The organism is Paraflavitalea sp. CAU 1676, from assembly GCF_029223285.1.
In the GTDB taxonomy this organism is placed as follows: Bacteria; Bacteroidota; Bacteroidia; order Chitinophagales; family Chitinophagaceae; genus Paraflavitalea.
The window spans coordinates 193,395-211,744 of the sequence record NZ_JARHUJ010000010.1 but is presented as its reverse complement, the minus strand read 5'-3'; the positions used below and the strand labels follow the sequence as shown (position 1 = coordinate 211,744).

At 48.7% G+C, this 18,350-nt stretch carries 10 protein-coding genes; 3 read left to right on the top strand and 7 right to left on the bottom strand.

From position 1 onward, the window contains the following. Window positions 1-2 precede the first annotated feature (2 nt). Window positions 3-929, bottom strand: coding sequence for a hypothetical protein (locus P2H89_RS29970; protein ID WP_275834155.1), 927 nt, complete (start codon window positions 927-929; stop codon window positions 3-5). Between the two features lie 316 nt (window positions 930-1,245). Between P2H89_RS29970 and P2H89_RS29965 the strand changes: the two genes are divergently transcribed. From P2H89_RS29965 to P2H89_RS29955, 3 genes are read left to right on the top strand one after another with little or no spacing between them, the layout of a single operon-like run. Then, complete coding sequence (locus P2H89_RS29965) at window positions 1,246-4,236, top strand: sensor histidine kinase (protein WP_275834153.1); 2,991 nt, start codon at window positions 1,246-1,248, stop codon at window positions 4,234-4,236. Window positions 4,237-4,239: 3 nt separating this feature from the next. Beyond that, window positions 4,240-5,010, top strand: coding sequence for a LytTR family DNA-binding domain-containing protein (locus tag P2H89_RS29960; RefSeq protein ID WP_275834151.1), 771 nt, complete (start codon window positions 4,240-4,242; stop codon window positions 5,008-5,010). Beyond that, window positions 5,007-5,414 carry a globin family protein gene (locus P2H89_RS29955; RefSeq protein WP_275834149.1) on the top strand — a complete coding sequence of 136 codons (408 nt, stop codon included), beginning with the start codon at window positions 5,007-5,009 and terminating at the stop codon, window positions 5,412-5,414. The genes P2H89_RS29960 and P2H89_RS29955 overlap by 4 nt, the downstream gene beginning before the upstream one ends. A gap of 68 nt (window positions 5,415-5,482) precedes the next feature. Here the strand turns inward: P2H89_RS29955 and P2H89_RS29950 are convergent, their stop codons facing one another. From P2H89_RS29950 to P2H89_RS29925, 6 genes are all read right to left on the bottom strand, one after another. Further along, window positions 5,483-6,214: an EcsC family protein gene (locus tag P2H89_RS29950; RefSeq protein WP_275834147.1), complete on the bottom strand. Its 732-nt coding sequence runs from the start codon at window positions 6,212-6,214 to the stop codon at window positions 5,483-5,485. A gap of 167 nt (window positions 6,215-6,381) precedes the next feature. After that, window positions 6,382-8,664: an FAD-dependent oxidoreductase gene (locus tag P2H89_RS29945; protein ID WP_275834145.1), complete on the bottom strand. Its 2,283-nt coding sequence runs from the start codon at window positions 8,662-8,664 to the stop codon at window positions 6,382-6,384. Window positions 8,665-8,693: 29 nt separating this feature from the next. Beyond that, a complete protein-coding gene (locus P2H89_RS29940; RefSeq protein WP_275834143.1) occupies window positions 8,694-11,525 on the bottom strand; it encodes a hypothetical protein in 2,832 nt (943 codons plus the stop codon). Between the two features lie 6 nt (window positions 11,526-11,531). Next, entirely contained in the window at window positions 11,532-13,397 is a 1,866-nt protein-coding gene (locus tag P2H89_RS29935) for a glycoside hydrolase family 97 protein (protein WP_275834141.1), read from the bottom strand. A gap of 124 nt (window positions 13,398-13,521) precedes the next feature. Continuing rightward, window positions 13,522-14,937: an SGNH/GDSL hydrolase family protein gene (locus P2H89_RS29930; protein ID WP_275834140.1), complete on the bottom strand. Its 1,416-nt coding sequence runs from the start codon at window positions 14,935-14,937 to the stop codon at window positions 13,522-13,524. Window positions 14,938-14,940: 3 nt separating this feature from the next. Next, entirely contained in the window at window positions 14,941-18,339 is a 3,399-nt protein-coding gene (locus tag P2H89_RS29925; RefSeq protein ID WP_275834138.1) for a hypothetical protein, read from the bottom strand. Window positions 18,340-18,350 lie beyond the last annotated feature (11 nt).

The window sequence follows — 18,350 nt, the reverse complement described above, 5'->3', positions numbered from 1 at the left end:
AATCAAAATGCTTGTATATAACCGCTATAGTAGTCATTGCCGTTAAGTGCGACGCCCGAATTATTGCGCACGCAAGCGCCCACCTTATAAGTACCTGATCCAGGAACTACAGCTCCGCTGAAACTAAAAGTCAGTCTGGTTGCGGTTATTGGTGCTTCCATGAAAGTGGTAGGAGTAAATGGCGAAATGGTTCCTCCACCTGAAGATTGATAGCAGGCACAGAGAGACACCTGGTTTGCAGTTCCTGAATTAAGTCCCAGGACTGCAGAAAAATTGGCGCCAATATATTGACCGGCATTAAGCGTAATATCTTGCGACTGGCCAATAAAGATCCAGTTGGGACTTGAGGCAATTATATTGTTTACCTGGCCGGTAAATACCTTAAATACAGGGGCAGAAGAAGCAATGGTTGAAGGCTGCCATTTGCCTGCGGCTGAGCTCCAGGTTAATACCTGCCCATTAGTTGGGGCTGACACTGCATCTACTGTACGGCCGCCAATTTTAGTGCTATTCACTGCTGTATTAGCGGCTAATGCAAACGGAACCGACACCAGTTGCTGGCTACCCATATCGGTGAAAACGCCGCTATTGTTTACATCCAACTCAACCCTTATAGTACGTGTTTTGCTGCCATCAGTCCACTCTGTATTGCTGATATTGCCATAGGTAGAACTGGCTCCGGATGCCCCTATCTGAACATTAAACAACCCAAGGGTGTTTGTCGTAACAGTTCTTGTTTCGCTGTAAAAGGTCATGGCGCTGTTTGCATCTGCTGCATTCAGGCTTATGCGTATCTTAATGGTTTGATTGGCCAGTGCCTGACCACTGTTATTACGCGCCACAGCCTGGTAGTTTATTAACTGAGGAGTTTGTGCGGCTGCGATAGTTGTTATAAGCAAAGCAATCAGGAAAAGGTGTACTTTTTTCATGTCATTTTATTTTGATAGGACAAAGATTGCCTTCCCAGAAAAAGCATGCAAACGGAGTTAAGCCATCGCGCTATTCAATGCCTTCAAACGGATAAACCCTGCGATGAAGTGATTTGATGAAAAAAGACCCCTGTCTTTACAAAAACTACCGGCGTTGTATATGAATGGCACACGCATGCCACCGACTAATCATCCCGGCCGCACTTCAAAGGCTTTTTTATCCGTTTTACGGACTTTTTCCCCTCGCGCTTTCTTTCCGGTGCACTTGTTTATATACATTCGTATTTTATGGTACATTTCTCATTTTACTAAAGCAATGAAGAATTTCCGGTGCCTGCTTGGTGGCTTAATAGGGCTGTTTGTTCATTTGAGTGTCTACGCTCAAATAGCCGATATTTACTTTCATGATATAACCGTCAGAAACGGGTTAAATGACGGCAACGTAACCTCCATAAATCAGGACAAATACGGCTACATCTGGATTGCTACCCAGGGCGGACTTAATCGCTTTAATGGTACTACTATTGAAAGGTTTACCCACAAACATGGCGACAGCACTTCAGCACCCGGCAGTATTCCTTATTCAATTACCAGCGGACCTGATGGACGGCTGTGGTTTGCCTGCGACAACGGGCTGTACGAATTTGATTTTCCGACCAATCAATTTAAAAAGCATCCCCGTTTGCAAAACTGGTTTATAGAGAAACTGATCGCATCCTCTAATAATCGGCTATTTCTTATTTGTAATGGAAGTTTGTACGAGTACAACACCGTACAGGAGAAACTAACCGATCTTAAAGATAAAAATGCGGCCATCCATCAACACCCCACCTATTCATTATTCTTAAGCGGCGATCTGCTATACATAGGAAGTAAGGGAGGATATATAGCCTACAACAGCGAAACAAACCAGGCTGTATTTAATCCAGTTTCGGTATTGAGTCAACTAACCGTCAACCGCATTATGGTCGACAAAACGGGCTACGTATGGTTAAGCAATTTTTCGCAGTATAAATTGGTCAGACATCATCGTGAAGATGGCCAATCGGAGGTCATTTCAGATCATCCTTCCATCAAATCTTTGAATAAAACAATTTCTTACAACGATCTCATCTGCGATTCAAAAAACAATACCTGGATCACAACCAATGTGGCGGGCCTGCTCCAATACATACCGGCAACCAAACAAGTAAATCATTATCTTAACCATAGGAATAAGGACACCTATAATGCGGACTATATACTGATTTGCCTGTTTTCAGACGCTGATGAACGGTTATGGATCGGCAAGGTAGGAGGATGCAGCTATTTTTACCCGGATAAAAACCTTTTTTCAACATTACTTCCCTTTCCCGAAAAGGAAAGGATTCAAACAAGTCGTATTGCACGCCAGGATAAAGGTGGAAACTATTGGTTTTCCACGGGCCTTGGGATCTCCTACTATGACCCCAGAAAAAATACCTGGAGCGTTTGGAGAAATGAACCCAATAAGAAAGACGTCATCTATAATAATTCGGTTCGCGGGCTTGAAATTGGCGATGATGGCAGAGTATGGCTTGCCACCGCAGGGGGCATTAACTGTTATGATCCGAAGAACAAAAAGATGACTTTTTTTGACGAGAAAGACTCTATCCCCAAGGTGTTCTATTTTACAGCAAACAAGGATCGCAAAGGACGTATCTGGTTTGGCACCAACCGGTACGACGGCTTATATTACTATAGCGAAAGCGTCAATAAGTTTTATAGTGTACGGAATCACCCGCTGCTCAAAAAGTTCACTGGCTATTCGGCGCGCATTGTTTATAATGACAGTAAAGGTCGTATTTGGGTTGGTTATGGCAACGGGCTGGCTATGGCTGATGAAAAAAATGGCGTATGCAAATTCTGGGAAAATAATGACAGTAGCCGTAAGACAATCATCGGCAATTTGGTCATCGATATTAAAGAAGATAAAAAAGGCGTAGTTTGGATTAGCACCTTCAATGGCGTAACGGGTATTGACCTGGAGAAAGACCAGTATTATTGGATAAATGAAAGCCAGGGATTAAAAACCAATATTGCCACATCGCTGGCTGTCGATACAACAAACCAGTTATGGATTGGAACCGCCGCCGGCCTGTATATGCTGGATGAAAAAAGACAAAATCTTTATTATTTCGACGAGGCTTCGGGACTCACCAGTGCAGCATTTACAGAACACGCAGGGTATCAGCTGGATGATATCATAATAATGCCCACCACCAAAGGCTTTATTAAGTTCCGGCCGTCGGAATTCAAAAAGGAGGAGAATAAGATCCCTTTTTACATAGCCTCTGTTGAAGTACAGTCTGAAAAAAAGTGGGTCGATAAGGAAATGGGTAGTCAACTGCACCTGAATGCCAGGCAGAACTCGTTCACCCTGTACCTCGAAGCACTTAACTATAGCAGCCCGTCACAAACCTGGTTTGCCTACAAACTATCGGGATTTGAAAAAGAATGGCACTACACTACTGACCCCAAAGCGGTATATACAAACATACCTGGCGGCAGTTACACCTTTCTTTACAAAGCAGCTATGCGTAATAAGTTTGACCATGTGGAGGGAAAACAATTCACGATTACCATTAAAAAGCACTTCTACAAAACAACATGGTTTTGGATGCTGATTTCCGGTTCAGTTGCTTTGTTATTGTATGCACTTTATCGCAACAGAATGAACAAACAACGGCGTATCCTTCTATTGGAAACAAAAGCGGAAGCACTGGAGAAGGAAAAAACCCTGGTACAATACGAGAGTTTAAAACAGCAACTAAACCCCCACTTTTTATTCAACTCTTTAACGTCCTTACGTAGTTTGATAAAATCAGACACCAAGCAGGCAACAGGCTTTCTGGATGGACTAAGTAAAGTATACCGGTATGTATTGAAAAGCGGCGACCAGGAGCTGGTATCATTACACTCAGAACTTGAGTTCGTCAAGGTATTTATTGACTTACAAAAAACACGATTTGGTGAAGGCCTTCAGGCAAACATTACTATTCCAGCCGAAAGCTATGGCAGGTATATTGCGCCGGTGAGTTTACAAAACCTTGTTGAGAATGCTATTAAACACAATACAACCGATAAAGACAGTCCGCTTGTTATAGATATTTATATAGATGCTGAGTATGTTGTTGTTAGAAACAACCTGCAAAAGTACCATATGGTAGAAACCAGCAATAAAAAGGGGCTTGCCAGTTTACAAACCTTATACAGGTATTATAGCGAAAAACCTATAGAAATAACAGCCGACGAAAAGTACTTCATTGTAAAAATCCCCTTGTTATAGATCATGAAAGCAGTAATTATTGAAGACGAGCAATTGATTGCAGCCGAAATGCAGGAAACGATTGGTGCTGTTGCGCCTGATATTGAGGTGCTTGAAATTCTTCCCAGTTTGAAGGCCGCCCGAAAATGGTTTATCGCCAACAGTGAGCCCGATATCCTTTTTATGGATATAAAACTAAGTGACGGTATTAGTTTTGAAATATTTGAACAGTTTCAATTAAAATGCCCCATCATATTTTGTACTGCTTACGAGGAATATGCAATCAGGGCATTTAAGGTAAATGGGGTTGACTATTTGTTAAAACCCGTTCAGGAAGAAGACCTCAAAAGGGCAATAGACAAAGTACGGAACCAGCGGGCTGGCGCTTTCCCCGAATCGGTAGACATGCAGTACCTGATGGACTTTTTCACCAATCCCGCTTCAGCAAAGCAACAGTACAAGGAGCGTTTTATTATCAATACCAACAATAAGTGGACCCCTGTTGAAACCAGCAACATCGCCGTATTTATAAAAGACAACCTGAATTACATATACACATTTGGCGGGGAAAAGCATATTTACGATTTCTCCGCACTCGATGACATCGAGGAAGTACTGAATCCACGCCTTTTCTTTCGGGCTAACCGGCATGCCATTATTCATATCAATGCCATCCAATCTGTTAAGCCCGTTGGCAATCAAAAGCTGACGATCCAGGTAAAATCGCCTTTGAAACTGGAAGTTGATGTAAGCCGGGAAAAAGCTCCTTTATTGAAAAAATGGATGGATAAATGATGACACAAAAAGAAATACAATTAATCAAAAGAAGCTGGCGTCTATTTCAGCAGATTAAACCAGAGATCGTAGGTGACGTGTTTTACAGCAAACTATTCGATATTAGCCCGTCACTGCGGAGAATGTTTGGCACAGACATGAATGCCCAATATCGAAAATTGATGGATATGCTGAGCCTGATCGTGGCCCGGCTCGATAACCTGGACGTGATCTCCACGGAAATAAGTGAAATGGCTGCTCGTCATGTTAAATACGGAGCCACTCCGGCGCATTACAAAATGGTAGGAAACGCCTTGCTATGGACACTTGAACATGGTCTCGGAAACGACTGGAACGAAGAATTAAAAGAGGCATGGTCTGCATGTTATAGAAAACTTTCCGGGGCCATGATAGCCGGAGCATGATCCGGAAAACACAAAACCCGCAGCGGTACTGCTGGCTTCTTTTTTTGTCGGGACGAATGATTGAAACGCTATGAATGAACAGGGCTATCAAGTAACCTCATCCGGTATGCATTCATCGCTGTATGCCCGAGTTTTTTGATCAACCTGTAGTTAACTAATATTCCTACCGGCGCACCGATAACAGGAACCAATTGTGCCATCTTGGCCAGGTCAATATAGTCCCTGTATTCCTGTTGAAATTTTCTCCACTCAAATTGGTTTATATCTTCTGGAAGCTGCTTGCTTTTCTGGTCCCAGTCTTCCATTTTCAGATAAACTTTTTTCCGGTGAGCATGGCTTGAAAATGCCAGTTCGAAGATATGAAGCAGGTATACTCTTTCCCTGTAATCATCGGTATTGAATCCATAAACAGCTGCAATATCAAAAAGCAATTTTAACTTAATGGCGATCAACAGAGGAAAATCAGCAAGCCCCAATAAAATACCGCCAGCCCCGGTTATACCTCCTTCTACTGCCGCAGTGGTCCGGTAGAATTTGATCTTTTCCTCTATCCTTGCTTCCCGAAGTTGCAAGCTTGCATTGACCAGCGGATCGGCCGTTGTGTATTTGGCACCAAACAATACGCCCCTTATCATTTGCTTGATAGCAACGGTCACTGCATTATGTATCTTTTCGGGTATCCACGAGTTGATCTTATCCTGCGTCAGCTTGGAAAGGTTATTAAAGAAAGAGGGCCTTCGCAGCATTTGCTTTTGCCAGATTTGTAGTTCTGAAGCTGCCTGTTTGCTGAAAACGTCCATTTCCCGTATTTACTTGTAGTGTAAATTTAACTATACGGTACAAACTTTTACTATTAAAAGATGCCTCCACACCAAAGGAAGAAGCCACCTGGCGTGAAAAACATACATAAATATAGAGCCCATCACAAAGAATATTAGTCTTAGGGTCTCTTTTCAAGCAGCGCTTATCAATAACACCTTAGAGCAAATAAGGCAGCGGGCACTTCAGGGGATGGATGCTCCAACTCGATGATTAGCTTTTCTGCCACAACAGGCTTCTCCAGTCTCACCACGTTATGGGTGCGGTAATTGCCCTCCACCACCGCAAGTACATGGCCCGCACCGTCTTTGATACGGTAATTCCGTACACAAAAAGGCATCACCGATTCCGGATGGTGCATCAATACAGATTCCATGGGATGGTCGTAATCCGCGTCAAAGAAAAGATCGATCCGGCTGATGGTCTTTGGTTCTTCCCAACTGATGCTCAACCGGGGATTAGGATCCCTCCAGTCCGCCACCCAGGCATTGGGATGATCGGTTGGCCGATCGATACCATTGCGGATATTGTCAGCAGCAAAGGCATTCAATCCAGCGGGATATTTGAAAGCGATATTATGCCCTTCGGGCCTGCGTTGCGGACACCAGAACTCGAAAGTATCCATGCCGATATCCTCGGGTGGCGTCTGCTTGCCATAGTTGGAAACAGCCTTGTTGATGGTATTGAAAACAGAAAGTATACCTGTTACTCTTTTCCTCGTATGATGCAACTGCACCAGCGGATTCTTCATAATGGTTAGAAATGCATAACCCGGCTGTTCCATGACGGCGTCGAATGCGATCTGCAGGCAATTGCGGCCCGGTTGTATATCCAGCACCTGTTGAGCCAGGGTGATATCGGGCGTGTGATTACCCGGCTTACTGCTGATGCGCAGCCCCACTTCCAGTTGGGTATTGGTTTCTGATTGCACATGAACGATAAAGGGCTCCACCTGGCCGGCCTCCAGGGGAATCATTTGCGCCAATGAAAACGTCAGCGGTTTCAGGAAGCCTTCTTCGGGCAGTTCCTCCAACACCAGCTCGCTGCTGGCTTCGATATGGGCCAATTGAACTTTATCGGCATTGTCGGCCAGCACCAGTCCGGGAATAAATTGACCAGTCTGCTGTAATCGTTGCTGCAAAGTGCCGATACGTCCTTTCTGAATGATATCGGCAGGTAGCAGATTTTCCTCCTTACAAAGCGCTGCAGCCATGCCCACCGCCTGAGAAGCATAGGCAGCTGTGGCCATTACCCGGGTAGAACCAAACGCCACATGCGAAGCGCTGATGATACGCCCCCCCAGGAAGAGGTTGCCGATATTCCGGCTATACAGGCAGCGATAAGGAATCTGGTAAATACCTTTTGCGTGCCATTGATTGCAACCGGGCTTTTCGCTAAACACACCGTCGGCGGGGTGCAGATCGATACTCCAGCCACCAAAGGCCACCGCATCCTCATGTGTGCGCTGCTCAACGATATCCTGTTGTATCAGCATATAATCGCCTTCGAAACGGCGGCTTTCCCTTTTGCCAGGTATCGTACCCACCCATTCGAGGGTGAGGTTGGCAGCCTCCGGAAACTCCCCTGAGTTTTTGATATAATTCCATACCCCGTATACCACTTTCCACAACTCCCATTTGATCTGCTCCGTATCGTGCACCGTATCCAATCGCCCGCCATACTCGATCCACCAGAGCTTACAACCAAATTCCTGTGCATTGAACGATTTGAAGCGTGGTATCTGCGTGATATCCTTCAGTGCAAAGGCAGGAGGAACAAAATTGACCGGACGGCCCGTATCCTTGCTATAGAAATAAAGAGTATGTCCCAGCAGTTCTCCATATTCCTGCGTCGGCGCAAATTGCTCTCCAAACTCTTCTTTACTTTCTGCTCCCATGCGAAAAGCGGCGCCCGACAGAAAACCCACTACCCCATCACCCGACGCATCGCAAAACAGCGGAGCGGATAACAGGTATTCAGTCTGGTTTTGACTACAGAACGCTTTCACAGAGCTGATTGTATCGGCACTGCTCTTCTCTACATCATACACAGCCGTATTCAGCAGCAACGTGATATTGGGCTCACCAATTACTTTATCCAGCAGTAGCATATCCAGGATCACGGCATTGCCCTCCGGATTGCGGTACGTATTTTCTACCAGTATCTCGTCGATCACACCCCCTTCACGGGCCCAGCGGTTGTTATTGCCCATATGCGAAGTAGCACCCAGCACCCAGAGCCGCACTTCGCTGCTGCTGTTGCCACCCAGCACAGGCCTGTCCTGCACCAGTACAACTTTACAACCTTCTCTTGCTGCCGTGATCGCGCAGCAAACACCGGAAAGCCCCCCACCAACAACGACGAGGTCGGCTTCCATCTTTTTATTCATCAATGAGCGCTTGCTACCAGAACTGTTCTTATCTACTTTCATCTTTACCAGTTATAAATATTTGAATAAGGTTAATTTCCAAGAATCACCTGTTCGCTTTGCTGCACCTTCCCATCCACACCCGTCAACGAGAGATCAAAACGAACCGCTCCATGTTGTGCTACCGGAACAGTGAATTCAAATGGATACGCCGTATCAACGATCGTTATTTGCGCACCATCCGATTTGGTACAAACCAAAGTCGCTTTGCTGATCTTATTATCATCGGCTTCCAGGTACACATATAGTCTCCTGTCGTATCGACCGAGGCGCATCAGCATCGCATGCGCTCCGCCGCTCTTCAGTTTTATGTAATCCTTTCCGGTGGCGCTGTAGTTTGAATCCAGCAACGCTTGCTGAAAGGACGAACGAATTACAGCTCCTTCTATCTGAACGGCAGCCAGCCCATTCGCCGGAACAGTGATCACAAAGCTGCCATCCTTGATCTTCGCCTGCTGTGGTCCGGTGAATGACCTGAGCCCGCTCCCGCGCTGAAGTTGTACACGTGCCGGATCGATACTGACCGTTGTTGTTACCGCTTTGCCAGATTGGTTAGCGAAAGCCAGGTAAAGCGAATTACCCTTGCGGGCTGAAATATAGTTCAGCTCGTTGCTGGCGATCTTCAACAAACGGGCCGGCATCCACAACTGCACATCATTGTCAGCATAGAATCTGCCTTTTTGTGCACCGTATAATTTGTTCTGCAGATAAGCATACCCTTCCATGTACTCTGAAGGAAAATCGATCTGCGCCTTGCTGCGTACAAAGGCATCGGTAACCAGGTAATCGAGCAGCATGCTCGCCATGGGCAGTATATGATTGTAATGAAAGGAGTTCACGCTCTGTTCCTTGTGCTCATGCAGGGGAAAATCGAGCTGCTCATAAGCCGTGGTCCTTTCCGTATTGATATGATAGCCCGGAAAATTCCGGTAACGCCCGATGATGGCCGCCTTGGCCACCTGTACGAGGAAGCTATCCTTCGCATAGTATCCCAACCGCAACATCCAGGGAGCATAATTGCTCATGAAGATGCCCCGGTGCCCGGTCGATGTGCCGGAAGATTCCGGGGTAAGCCCCATCTCCGACAGCCGCCAGGCTGGCGCCTGTTCTTCCGGGTAATACATCTGTGTATGCCCTTTAGAGCGCAAGTACCAGTACATTGGCGCTTTACCACCTTTGTTAACGGTGATCATGCTATCTGGTACAGCCGGACTCATCCAGGTAAACATCGTATAGTTGCGCGCACCCTCCCGGGCAGCCTGCAGGTATCGTTTCTCACCCGTCAGTTCGTATAACTGCAGGAACTCGATCCACCTGCCGGTGAAAGTGGGCCAGAAGAAATAACCGGTCTGCATAGGATCGTTGAAAGCGGTCTGCGGCCGGTCGATCCGTTGTAAAAGGTATTGATCAGCACCTTTCATGCTGGCCTGCAGGTATTGTTGATCGCCCGTAGCCTTATACAGCCACATATCGCTGATCCAGTTCCTGCCCACCTCCTTGTACTCCATATTGCGAACACGCGTCGTTTGGTATTCTTTCTCTGCCATGGCCAGGTAGAAAGGGTTCTTTTTTCCGAACACATCATACAAAGCCAGCAATTCTGAGATGGGCGCAATGGGCCCCTTCATCTTACGGCTGGGACTTTGTATCTTTTGCGTACTGTCCAATGCAAACAGAAACTTCTCCCGGCTCAGCATAAACTCCATCAATGGATAAGCCCGCTTTTCAAACATCACTGAATCATCCCGCACGATGGCCAGTTCCAGCGGATTCAGACTCGACACGTTCTTCACCGCACCAGGCACATCGGTACTATAGGCGCAACCCTTGAGACTGTCTATGAACCACGCATAGTGCGACAGGGAATAATCCACCATATTGTCCAGCGCCGTATTCAGCGACGCAATATCATTGTACCGGTAATCACGGAAACCAAAAACCTTTCTTGCCAATAGCTCATAAGTTTGGTTGATCGTCTTTGGTTCCACCACGAGATAACAACTGAAATCAAACGATTCCCCCGGTCCCATCTTCGACAGGTATCCACCCGGTAAAGGAGCATAGAGCTGCGGCTGCAATTGCTTTTTCTCGTTCACCAACGCCACACCAAAGCGGCTATTGGGCAGTGTCGGAAGCGGCTGAAAAGGCAATTCTTTACTCGCCGCTAACACCCCTAGGGTATTGACGCCGTCATTGACAAACGTCGATGGCAAAGTGGCCATGAAGGCAGGCGTACAATAAGCGCCATCAGGGATACGCTTTTCCTGCCAGATCAGCGGCTGCCAGATACCCGCTACTGCGTCCGGCGCAAAGGCAGGCGCGCCCGAATAGCCCACGCTGTAATAGCCGGGCTTATGAGGCTTGAAGGAGAAGTGCAAAGACGGGTACGGACCGTTCTCTAAAAGGTAAGCGGACAAAGTAAAATCAGCCGCAGCCGGTAAGATGAAAAGAATAGTATCCTTCACCTTTTTAATCCCTGTAGCCGCCAATACGGTACGATCACCGGCATGGTATATGTTCGCGGTTCGCCATTCAGCTTTCGCGCGCAGGATTCGGTCATCAAACCCATCCCCTGCCATGGCGGCACCAATCTTTTTCTGTTTGAAATCATATCGAACGCTGTCACTCACTTTCCAGGTCAGTACATTGTACTCTACTTTTTGTAGTCCGGTCGGCTTCAGTGCCATACCCGGATCGGTAGCATTATAGAGAATGGTAAATACCGGTAAGAAACGATAGTCACGCCCACCCCTGCTGATGACCAGTTCCTTCTTATCCATAGTCACAGTAACCTGGGCCCGCAATGAAACAGGGATATGGGCAACAAGCAATAGCAAACAATAGCACAAAAATCTTCCTTTCATAACCGGTCATTGCTTTATTTGGATCACCAGACCGCCATTGGCAGGTATGCTGAAGGATGAATTTTTACCAGGGTTGGGTAACTGCTTAGCGTGCACAAACCCTTTCCCATCTGGCGCGTCCTGGATCACAGTTACAGTACCTTTTACCGGACTTCCGGCAAATGCCGCATCCAGTTGAAAAGGCACCTCACGATCAGCGCCATTGATCACCGCCACGTACCAGGTATTGCCTTTCCGGCGTGCGAAGGCCGCGCATGTACCGATGGCGCTGCCCGGCAGCACAATGGTACTGTCCCAGGTAGTCGGTAAAGTTTTCAATAGCGGCAGTATTGCTTTATAGACAGGTTGCCGCAGTAACTCAACCGGATTTTCTGCAATGCATTGAAACGGCGAGTCGAACAAGTACAACAACGCAAGCTGATGGGTATAGGTAGTATTAGCCCGGTTGCTGAAGAAGGCAGGCGTATAGTCGCCATGGCCGCACAGCAACCTTGTAAACGGCAGCGCGGCATTGTGCCAGGCAGGAATGGGCTCATTCATGATATTGAGTTCCATGCCGCGGATGCCCTCGCGGGTAAGTTCATTGGGATAGGTCGTGCTTTCGCCGGTGGGTGCCTGGCAACCATGGAAATTGACCAGCAACTTCCTTTGAGCACAAGCCCGCAGCAAGCCTATCTCAAAATCAATGAAGCTTTTGTCTTCACTGTTCATGAAATCGGTTTTGATACCCACTGCCCCACTACGCCGGATGCTGTCGAGGAAACGATCTCTTTGTAACGTATCCAACAGGTCCTTACTATGCTTCCACACCCATACACCGATCTTCTTATTAGCGGCGTAATGGCTGAGCGCAGCCAATTGCTTCCACTTATCCCGCCATTTGGTCTCCCAGCCTTCGTCGATCAATGTATATTGAAAATTAAGCTTCGCAGCAGCATCGATGAAACGCTTCTCCTCTGCCGGCTCCATGTACAGTTCCTCTTTACGCGAGATCCAGCTCCACACCGCAACACCCGGTCTGATCCACGAACGGTCTGCAAAAAGCGCCGGATCGGGTACAGGGTTCAATAGTGCAATCACTTTATTGTTGACCAGCTGATCGAGACCATCCGCAAACAGGATCACCCGCCAGGGTGTCGATAGTTTTTTGTGAATGGTAAAGCCAGCATTGCCCTCAGTAAAATTCACCTGTACAGTATTGTTCCCAATAGCCTTGAGGCGCATGCCGCTGTAGCCGTTTAACGCCGCCTCGGTGATGACCATGAACTTATTGCCTGGAAGCTCAGCCACCAGGGGTTTTCCCTGTATCGGTCCCTGGGAAGAAACCGTGGGCAGTTGATCGGGAGTTGTTTGCTGCCAGAGGCCGGCATAGGATTTCAACTTCCAGTTATTATTCCTTTCGAAATACCAGACACGCGCCTGCGCAGGAAAATTGAATGTGGTCAATTCCTCCTGCACCCGCTCCTGCAACTCACCGGCAGGTAGATACCGGAATGCACAGCCATTATCAAACAAACGGAAGATAACGGTATCCGTTATAGCCAGTTGACGCACCAGTACAATGTATTCTATGCAATGGCTGCTTGCCCGCTGATCGCCAAAGCGAGACTGTCTCACTTCATAAATCCCTTGGCGACGAAACAGACTGATATCCTCCACACGTGTTCCCACGCTCCTCCCATCCACCACGATACCCAATGCAGCGTCTTCCACCAATACGAGATCGCCCGCCTTCAAACGATAGTGGAGTTTTCCTTCGGCGATGGATAATTCAGCCTGCAGTGATTGATGGGGGCTGGTCAGCCGGACCGGCTCACCGGCCCAACCAAGGACATGAGATAACACGAGGATTATGGTAAGCAATACGCGCATAAATAACAGGTTTCAAATGTAACCAGGGCACTCCTTTGCCTAAAGCGACAGCAACACAAAATCACCTTGGGAACATTCCCAATTGATGGGAATGTTCCCATCGGCATCAGTCACAACAGACAGGTTATAGCGGTTTTCCATTCAATAATATTTTGCCCAGGTAAAATACCGTGCGGTCATAGCGGCGTGGGTTCGCCGTAATATCCTGCAATTGTTTTTCTCCCAATATGGTACGCTTGTCCGCTTTGTCGGGAGAGATGGTGACGGTAACTGTATGCTCACCCGGCGCCAGCCGGATGCATTCAAACTGCCCGCGGTAACGGTTATTGCAGAAGCTATTGAACCGGTTGACGGGAGCTGCTTCTACTGCTACGATGGTCGACACCCGCGTACCCGCCTGCACGGCCGACAGCCGCACTGGTTTACCATCTACCTCGATCAGCAATTGCCCTACTTCCGGACCGCCGATGTCGAAGAACCCAAACATGTCGCCGGAGAACCTGAACGTGAAACTGGCACCCGGTTGCTCCCCTTGCAGAAGGTAAGGGAACCAACCTGTAAAAGACTTGAGATAGGTGCTATCCGACGGATCGAGCTTTTCCCACGCTCCGTTAAACCGGGCGATGGCTTCCGGAGCATACATGCCCGCCGCTTCCCAATTGGCGGCGATCATGGCGCCGGGCAACGTATGCGGTACCTTCCCTGCCTGTTGCTGCATTCGCTGCATGCTCCGCGCAATAGCACCGGCATAGAGGTCGCCGCCTTCGGGCAGCGGGTGAATGCCATCATTGGAAAAAACGACTTTACCCTGTATGGTCTTGCTGTCAGATTTCCAGACCAGCCCGCCTTGAGCCTCCAGCATAGCCGGCTGCAAGCCCAAATGAATACCGGGTATACCGTAATGCGTTGCAATCGCTTCAAAGGCCGCAATATTGTCCGGCACCTTACCGGATGCATAGATAGCCGACTGCCCATTAAACAACGTATAAAGCAGGCAGATATCGATCGTAGGATCCTCCTTCCAGATCTGCCGGATCATCCCTTCCAGGCCATCCCGGTAAGCCCCATTCACCGCAAACTCGATGAATACCAGGTCGGGCCGGTATTGCAGCAACTGCTCCCGCAACCGGCAGGCGCCCAAATCGGTGCCCGTACCAGACACCCCTGCATTGATGGCTTTCATGAGCGTGCGCGGAAACATCGATTGTATGAACCGCGCCGAGCTGGCTCTATAACCATGCACCGCCTGGGTAATACTCCCCCCGATGTAGCCAATGGTCACCGTTTTACCGGCAGCTGCTTTCTCAAAAAAATTGGGCAGCCCACCCCGCACCTCGCATTCCTGCGCATTGCCGAAGTTCAACGGCTGTATCACCTGCACGTCCTTGGCGCCGGGATCAAAGAACAGGGGCGAAGCGCCCGACTGCGATGCTGCAATCAGTTGTTCCCTGCTGTCATCACCCGCCTTCTTCACCTGCGCACAGGCAGCCATCCCCATCAACAGCGAAACAAATACACAATAACCTTTCAGGGTATGCATGGGCTATTCAAATTCAATGTTTGCTTTTGTAGTCTTTCCATCGGTGCCCTTAACTTCCAGTACTCCTTTCAGCGTCTTGTTTGCTGGAAGCTTATAGACAGACCACTCATAAGGATAGTTATCCTTTGTCACCTGTGTTCCTCCGAGGGAGAAGCTGATACGGGCACCTTCAACAGGAGCAGATTCCAGGTACCCGTACATAGAATCCCATCCAAAAGGCGACCGGATCCGGAACACATAACACTTGCCCCAGGGAGCGCCGAGATCGATCACTTTCATGCCCTGCTGAACAGGGACCTGCAGCGGTGCTTTGGTAGTAGCCTGTAGTGGGACCGACAAAGCCACCATCCCTTTACCGGGTACTGCAATTTCCATAGTTCGGTTTTTCAGGTCGACCTTCCCTTGTTTATTATCCTCAACATGCAGAAGTGCCGCAGTACCTGTAGATGCGACCGGCACCTCCGCCCCCAGCGCGACCTTTGCCGATTGACGCTCCGCCCCTTCATTCATAACCAGTATCCAGAAACGATCATTGGAGATGGCCGTTACAAAGTTGAAACCGGGCTTATCGATAGTCACCAGGCCCCGCTTCAGCCAAAGCTTTGCCTGCTGGTCGCCGAACACAGTTCCCTTTCCGGCGCCAAAAGCCCTGTTATTGAACCACACGAATCCATCCTGCTTGCCAAAAGGAAAATTGACTTTGCCATTCGACCGCGTGATGGCTTCGCTAATGAGGTAATCAAGGGTAAATGCCAGGTGGGGAGGTATATGGTGGTAGTAGATCGAACTCACATCCGGACCTGTGTAGGGAAATTCTTTCGACAGGGTGATATCCGTAAACCCCGTTGCGTAGTACCCAGGATAGGTAGAGAAACGGCCGATCACCGCATTACGCGCATACGTGAGGAAGATCTTTTGCTGGCTGTATTGATGCAGGCGCAACAAGTGCGGCGCCCAGCTGCTCATGAATACGGGTCTCACCGTTTTGCCCGCGTCGAAATAAGTGAAGGGTTGCTCAAAACCAAGCCCTACCGGCGATACCAGCCATTGCGGCACCTGCTTTTCCGGCGCATCGTCTTTCACCCGCGGAAATCCGAGGCGGTATCTTTTATCGCCCTTCCACCACAAGGTGGTATTGCCTTCGAATTGATTGCCCGGATGAATGACCTGAACCGTATCCTTTACCTGGGGATACGAGCGTATGCCCGCCACAGTATGATAAGCAGATGCTTCAGCTGCTTCCAGGAACCTTTTTTCGTGGGTAACCTCATAGAGGTCGATCAGATCCCACCAGTAGGCATAGAAAGAAGCATTGTAAAAGGGTTCCCTTGACAGCGGCTTTGTGATAGGACCGTTAACCTGTAGCGCAATCAATCTATCCGCACTAACCTTAGCCTTGTCGAGCCATTGTTGATCGCCGGTAAGGCGCCAGGCAGCCAACTCCTGTGTATAGGTCGGCACTTCTACCGAATACCCCTTAGCAGGCCGAACGGCTCCCCCAGGCAAAGCGATATCTTTCAACCAGGGATTCGCCTCTCCCAGCAAACGGTTCAATCCTTCATAGTAGTTGGTAGTGAACTGCGAACCAAAGGGACTCAGCTGCAAAGATTTTTTATCACTATTGAAAGGTGTGCCGGATACAGCCTTCGCCCAGCGAAAACCACTGCGCGATAAAGTATATTCAATAGTAGGTAAGGCACGTGTAAGGTAGAAGTCTTCATCATTGGCCATAACAGCCACCGATACCAGGGTGAGCGGAGAAGCATGCACCACCGTAGGCACTACAGCGGGATTGGCCTCGATATCATAAAACCCTTTCAGACTCGCATCCCACCCGGATGCCGAATCGTTCTTCATCAGGTCAACAATATTGAAGGCCGTCTCTGTTAACGAGGTATTCTCTTGCTTGCGATAATCCGTAACCCGGTAAATGCTGTCCGACACATAGGTCAACACCTCGTTCCACCCCGTAGCGAAGGCTCCGATGGCAAATCCACGCTGTAAAGTATTTCCCGCTGCCAGCTTTGAATCGGGCTGACCCAGGATTGGGGAAAAGGCAACAGGCTGCACCCTGTTGCTTTCATTCTTTACCGTAAATCCAAGGGGACTGTTCGCACTGCCCCAGTCGTTCGGAGAAAAGCTCGTCGCCAGTCCGCTGGCAAAAGTGCTGACCAGGCCCAGGTCCGTTCTCATCTCGGCAATCGAAACCGGTTGTGGCATCATACCGGACGGCACCATAACAGGCTGAGGAGATAACCGCTGGTACTGGAACATGGGCGGTAATAAAATATTGGTAGCGCTATCAGCCGCTATACTTTGAAAGGCAGCCAGGCCCATACTGTAATAGCCTGCCCGCTGTGGTTTGAATTGCAGGTTTACTTCCACATGCTTTGCGCCGGCAGCAAGCGCCCAGGTGCCAATAAGCAGGGGCTCCCCCGCCACCGTATAACTCACTTCAATAGTATGTGCGTTCAGTTGCCTGGCCGCTACCGGAATAGCCTCCGTAACCTGGCCTGCAAAGAAAGGATTGAGAATAACATCAGTTTCGAGGATGGAGTATTTTTTGCCATTGTTTTCGAAAGAGGTGAGCCCGGTGCTACCATTCCAGGAAGGAAAGAAATTTCCAAATCCGAGCTGCGGATCGTCCGCACGCAGGATATACACTTTATGGTCTTCCCGCTTCGCATCCATACTCCCCCACTTGCCTTGTATGCGGATATCCGTTTTAGCGACCAGCCTTTTTACCTCACTGCCGGTAGCAGGCATGAATCGCACACGCACCTGTTCATTTTGGATCGTGGCAACAGGGGGTCTTACGCCACTGGCCACCGCATTAGACAATTGGGGGTATACCACCGGGGTTGGCTGCATGGTTACCGGCTTTACCCTGGATGTAGCCAATGCAGTCACGGCCTGTGTGTTGGGATCGAAGTTATCAGCAGCAGTCAGTAGGATCGCATCACAACGCCCGAAATTGCCCCGGCTGTCATTGAGCCTCAGCACGGCATTACCCGCCGGCAACGCCGCCGTTCCCACTTTCTCCCAATAGAACCCGGGTTTGCCGTGGCTGCCCGATTCCTGTGGCATATTGTTATCATTCACCGAAAGCCTGAACAGCCGGGTGCCCGGCCTGTCGTTTGGATAATCGGCCGACCTCACCCATACCTGATAGGTCGCTGCCCGTTTCACTTCCACTACCGTTAATGCATCGACGGCTTTGGTCTTACCGGATAGCACACGTAGAATACTGTTGTTGGAAAGTCCTTTGCCACCTTCCCGCTCCACCACCCAGCCTCCCTTGAATTGGAAGTCTTCCGCCTCTACCAGGTAGTGATCCTGGCCATAAGCAATGGCAGCGCCCAGGAGGCAACTGATCAAAAACAAAACACGCAGGTTTTGCATAGCAATATTTT

What these genes read in the sequence shown, in the direction of transcription:
- P2H89_RS29970 (WP_275834155.1), bottom strand. Translation starts at nt 929, where the DNA reads ATGAAAAAAGTACACCTTTTCCTGATTGCTTTGCTTATAACAACTATC.
- P2H89_RS29965 (WP_275834153.1), top strand. Translation starts at nt 1,246, where the DNA reads ATGAAGAATTTCCGGTGCCTGCTTGGTGGCTTAATAGGGCTGTTTGTT.
- P2H89_RS29960 (WP_275834151.1), top strand. Translation starts at nt 4,240, where the DNA reads ATGAAAGCAGTAATTATTGAAGACGAGCAATTGATTGCAGCCGAAATG.
- P2H89_RS29955 (WP_275834149.1), top strand. Translation starts at nt 5,007, where the DNA reads ATGATGACACAAAAAGAAATACAATTAATCAAAAGAAGCTGGCGTCTA.
- P2H89_RS29950 (WP_275834147.1), bottom strand. Translation starts at nt 6,214, where the DNA reads ATGGACGTTTTCAGCAAACAGGCAGCTTCAGAACTACAAATCTGGCAA.
- P2H89_RS29945 (WP_275834145.1), bottom strand. Translation starts at nt 8,664, where the DNA reads ATGAAAGTAGATAAGAACAGTTCTGGTAGCAAGCGCTCATTGATGAAT.
- P2H89_RS29940 (WP_275834143.1), bottom strand. Translation starts at nt 11,525, where the DNA reads ATGAAAGGAAGATTTTTGTGCTATTGTTTGCTATTGCTTGTTGCCCAT.
- P2H89_RS29935 (WP_275834141.1), bottom strand. Translation starts at nt 13,397, where the DNA reads ATGCGCGTATTGCTTACCATAATCCTCGTGTTATCTCATGTCCTTGGT.
- P2H89_RS29930 (WP_275834140.1), bottom strand. Translation starts at nt 14,937, where the DNA reads ATGCATACCCTGAAAGGTTATTGTGTATTTGTTTCGCTGTTGATGGGG.
- P2H89_RS29925 (WP_275834138.1), bottom strand. Translation starts at nt 18,339, where the DNA reads ATGCAAAACCTGCGTGTTTTGTTTTTGATCAGTTGCCTCCTGGGCGCT.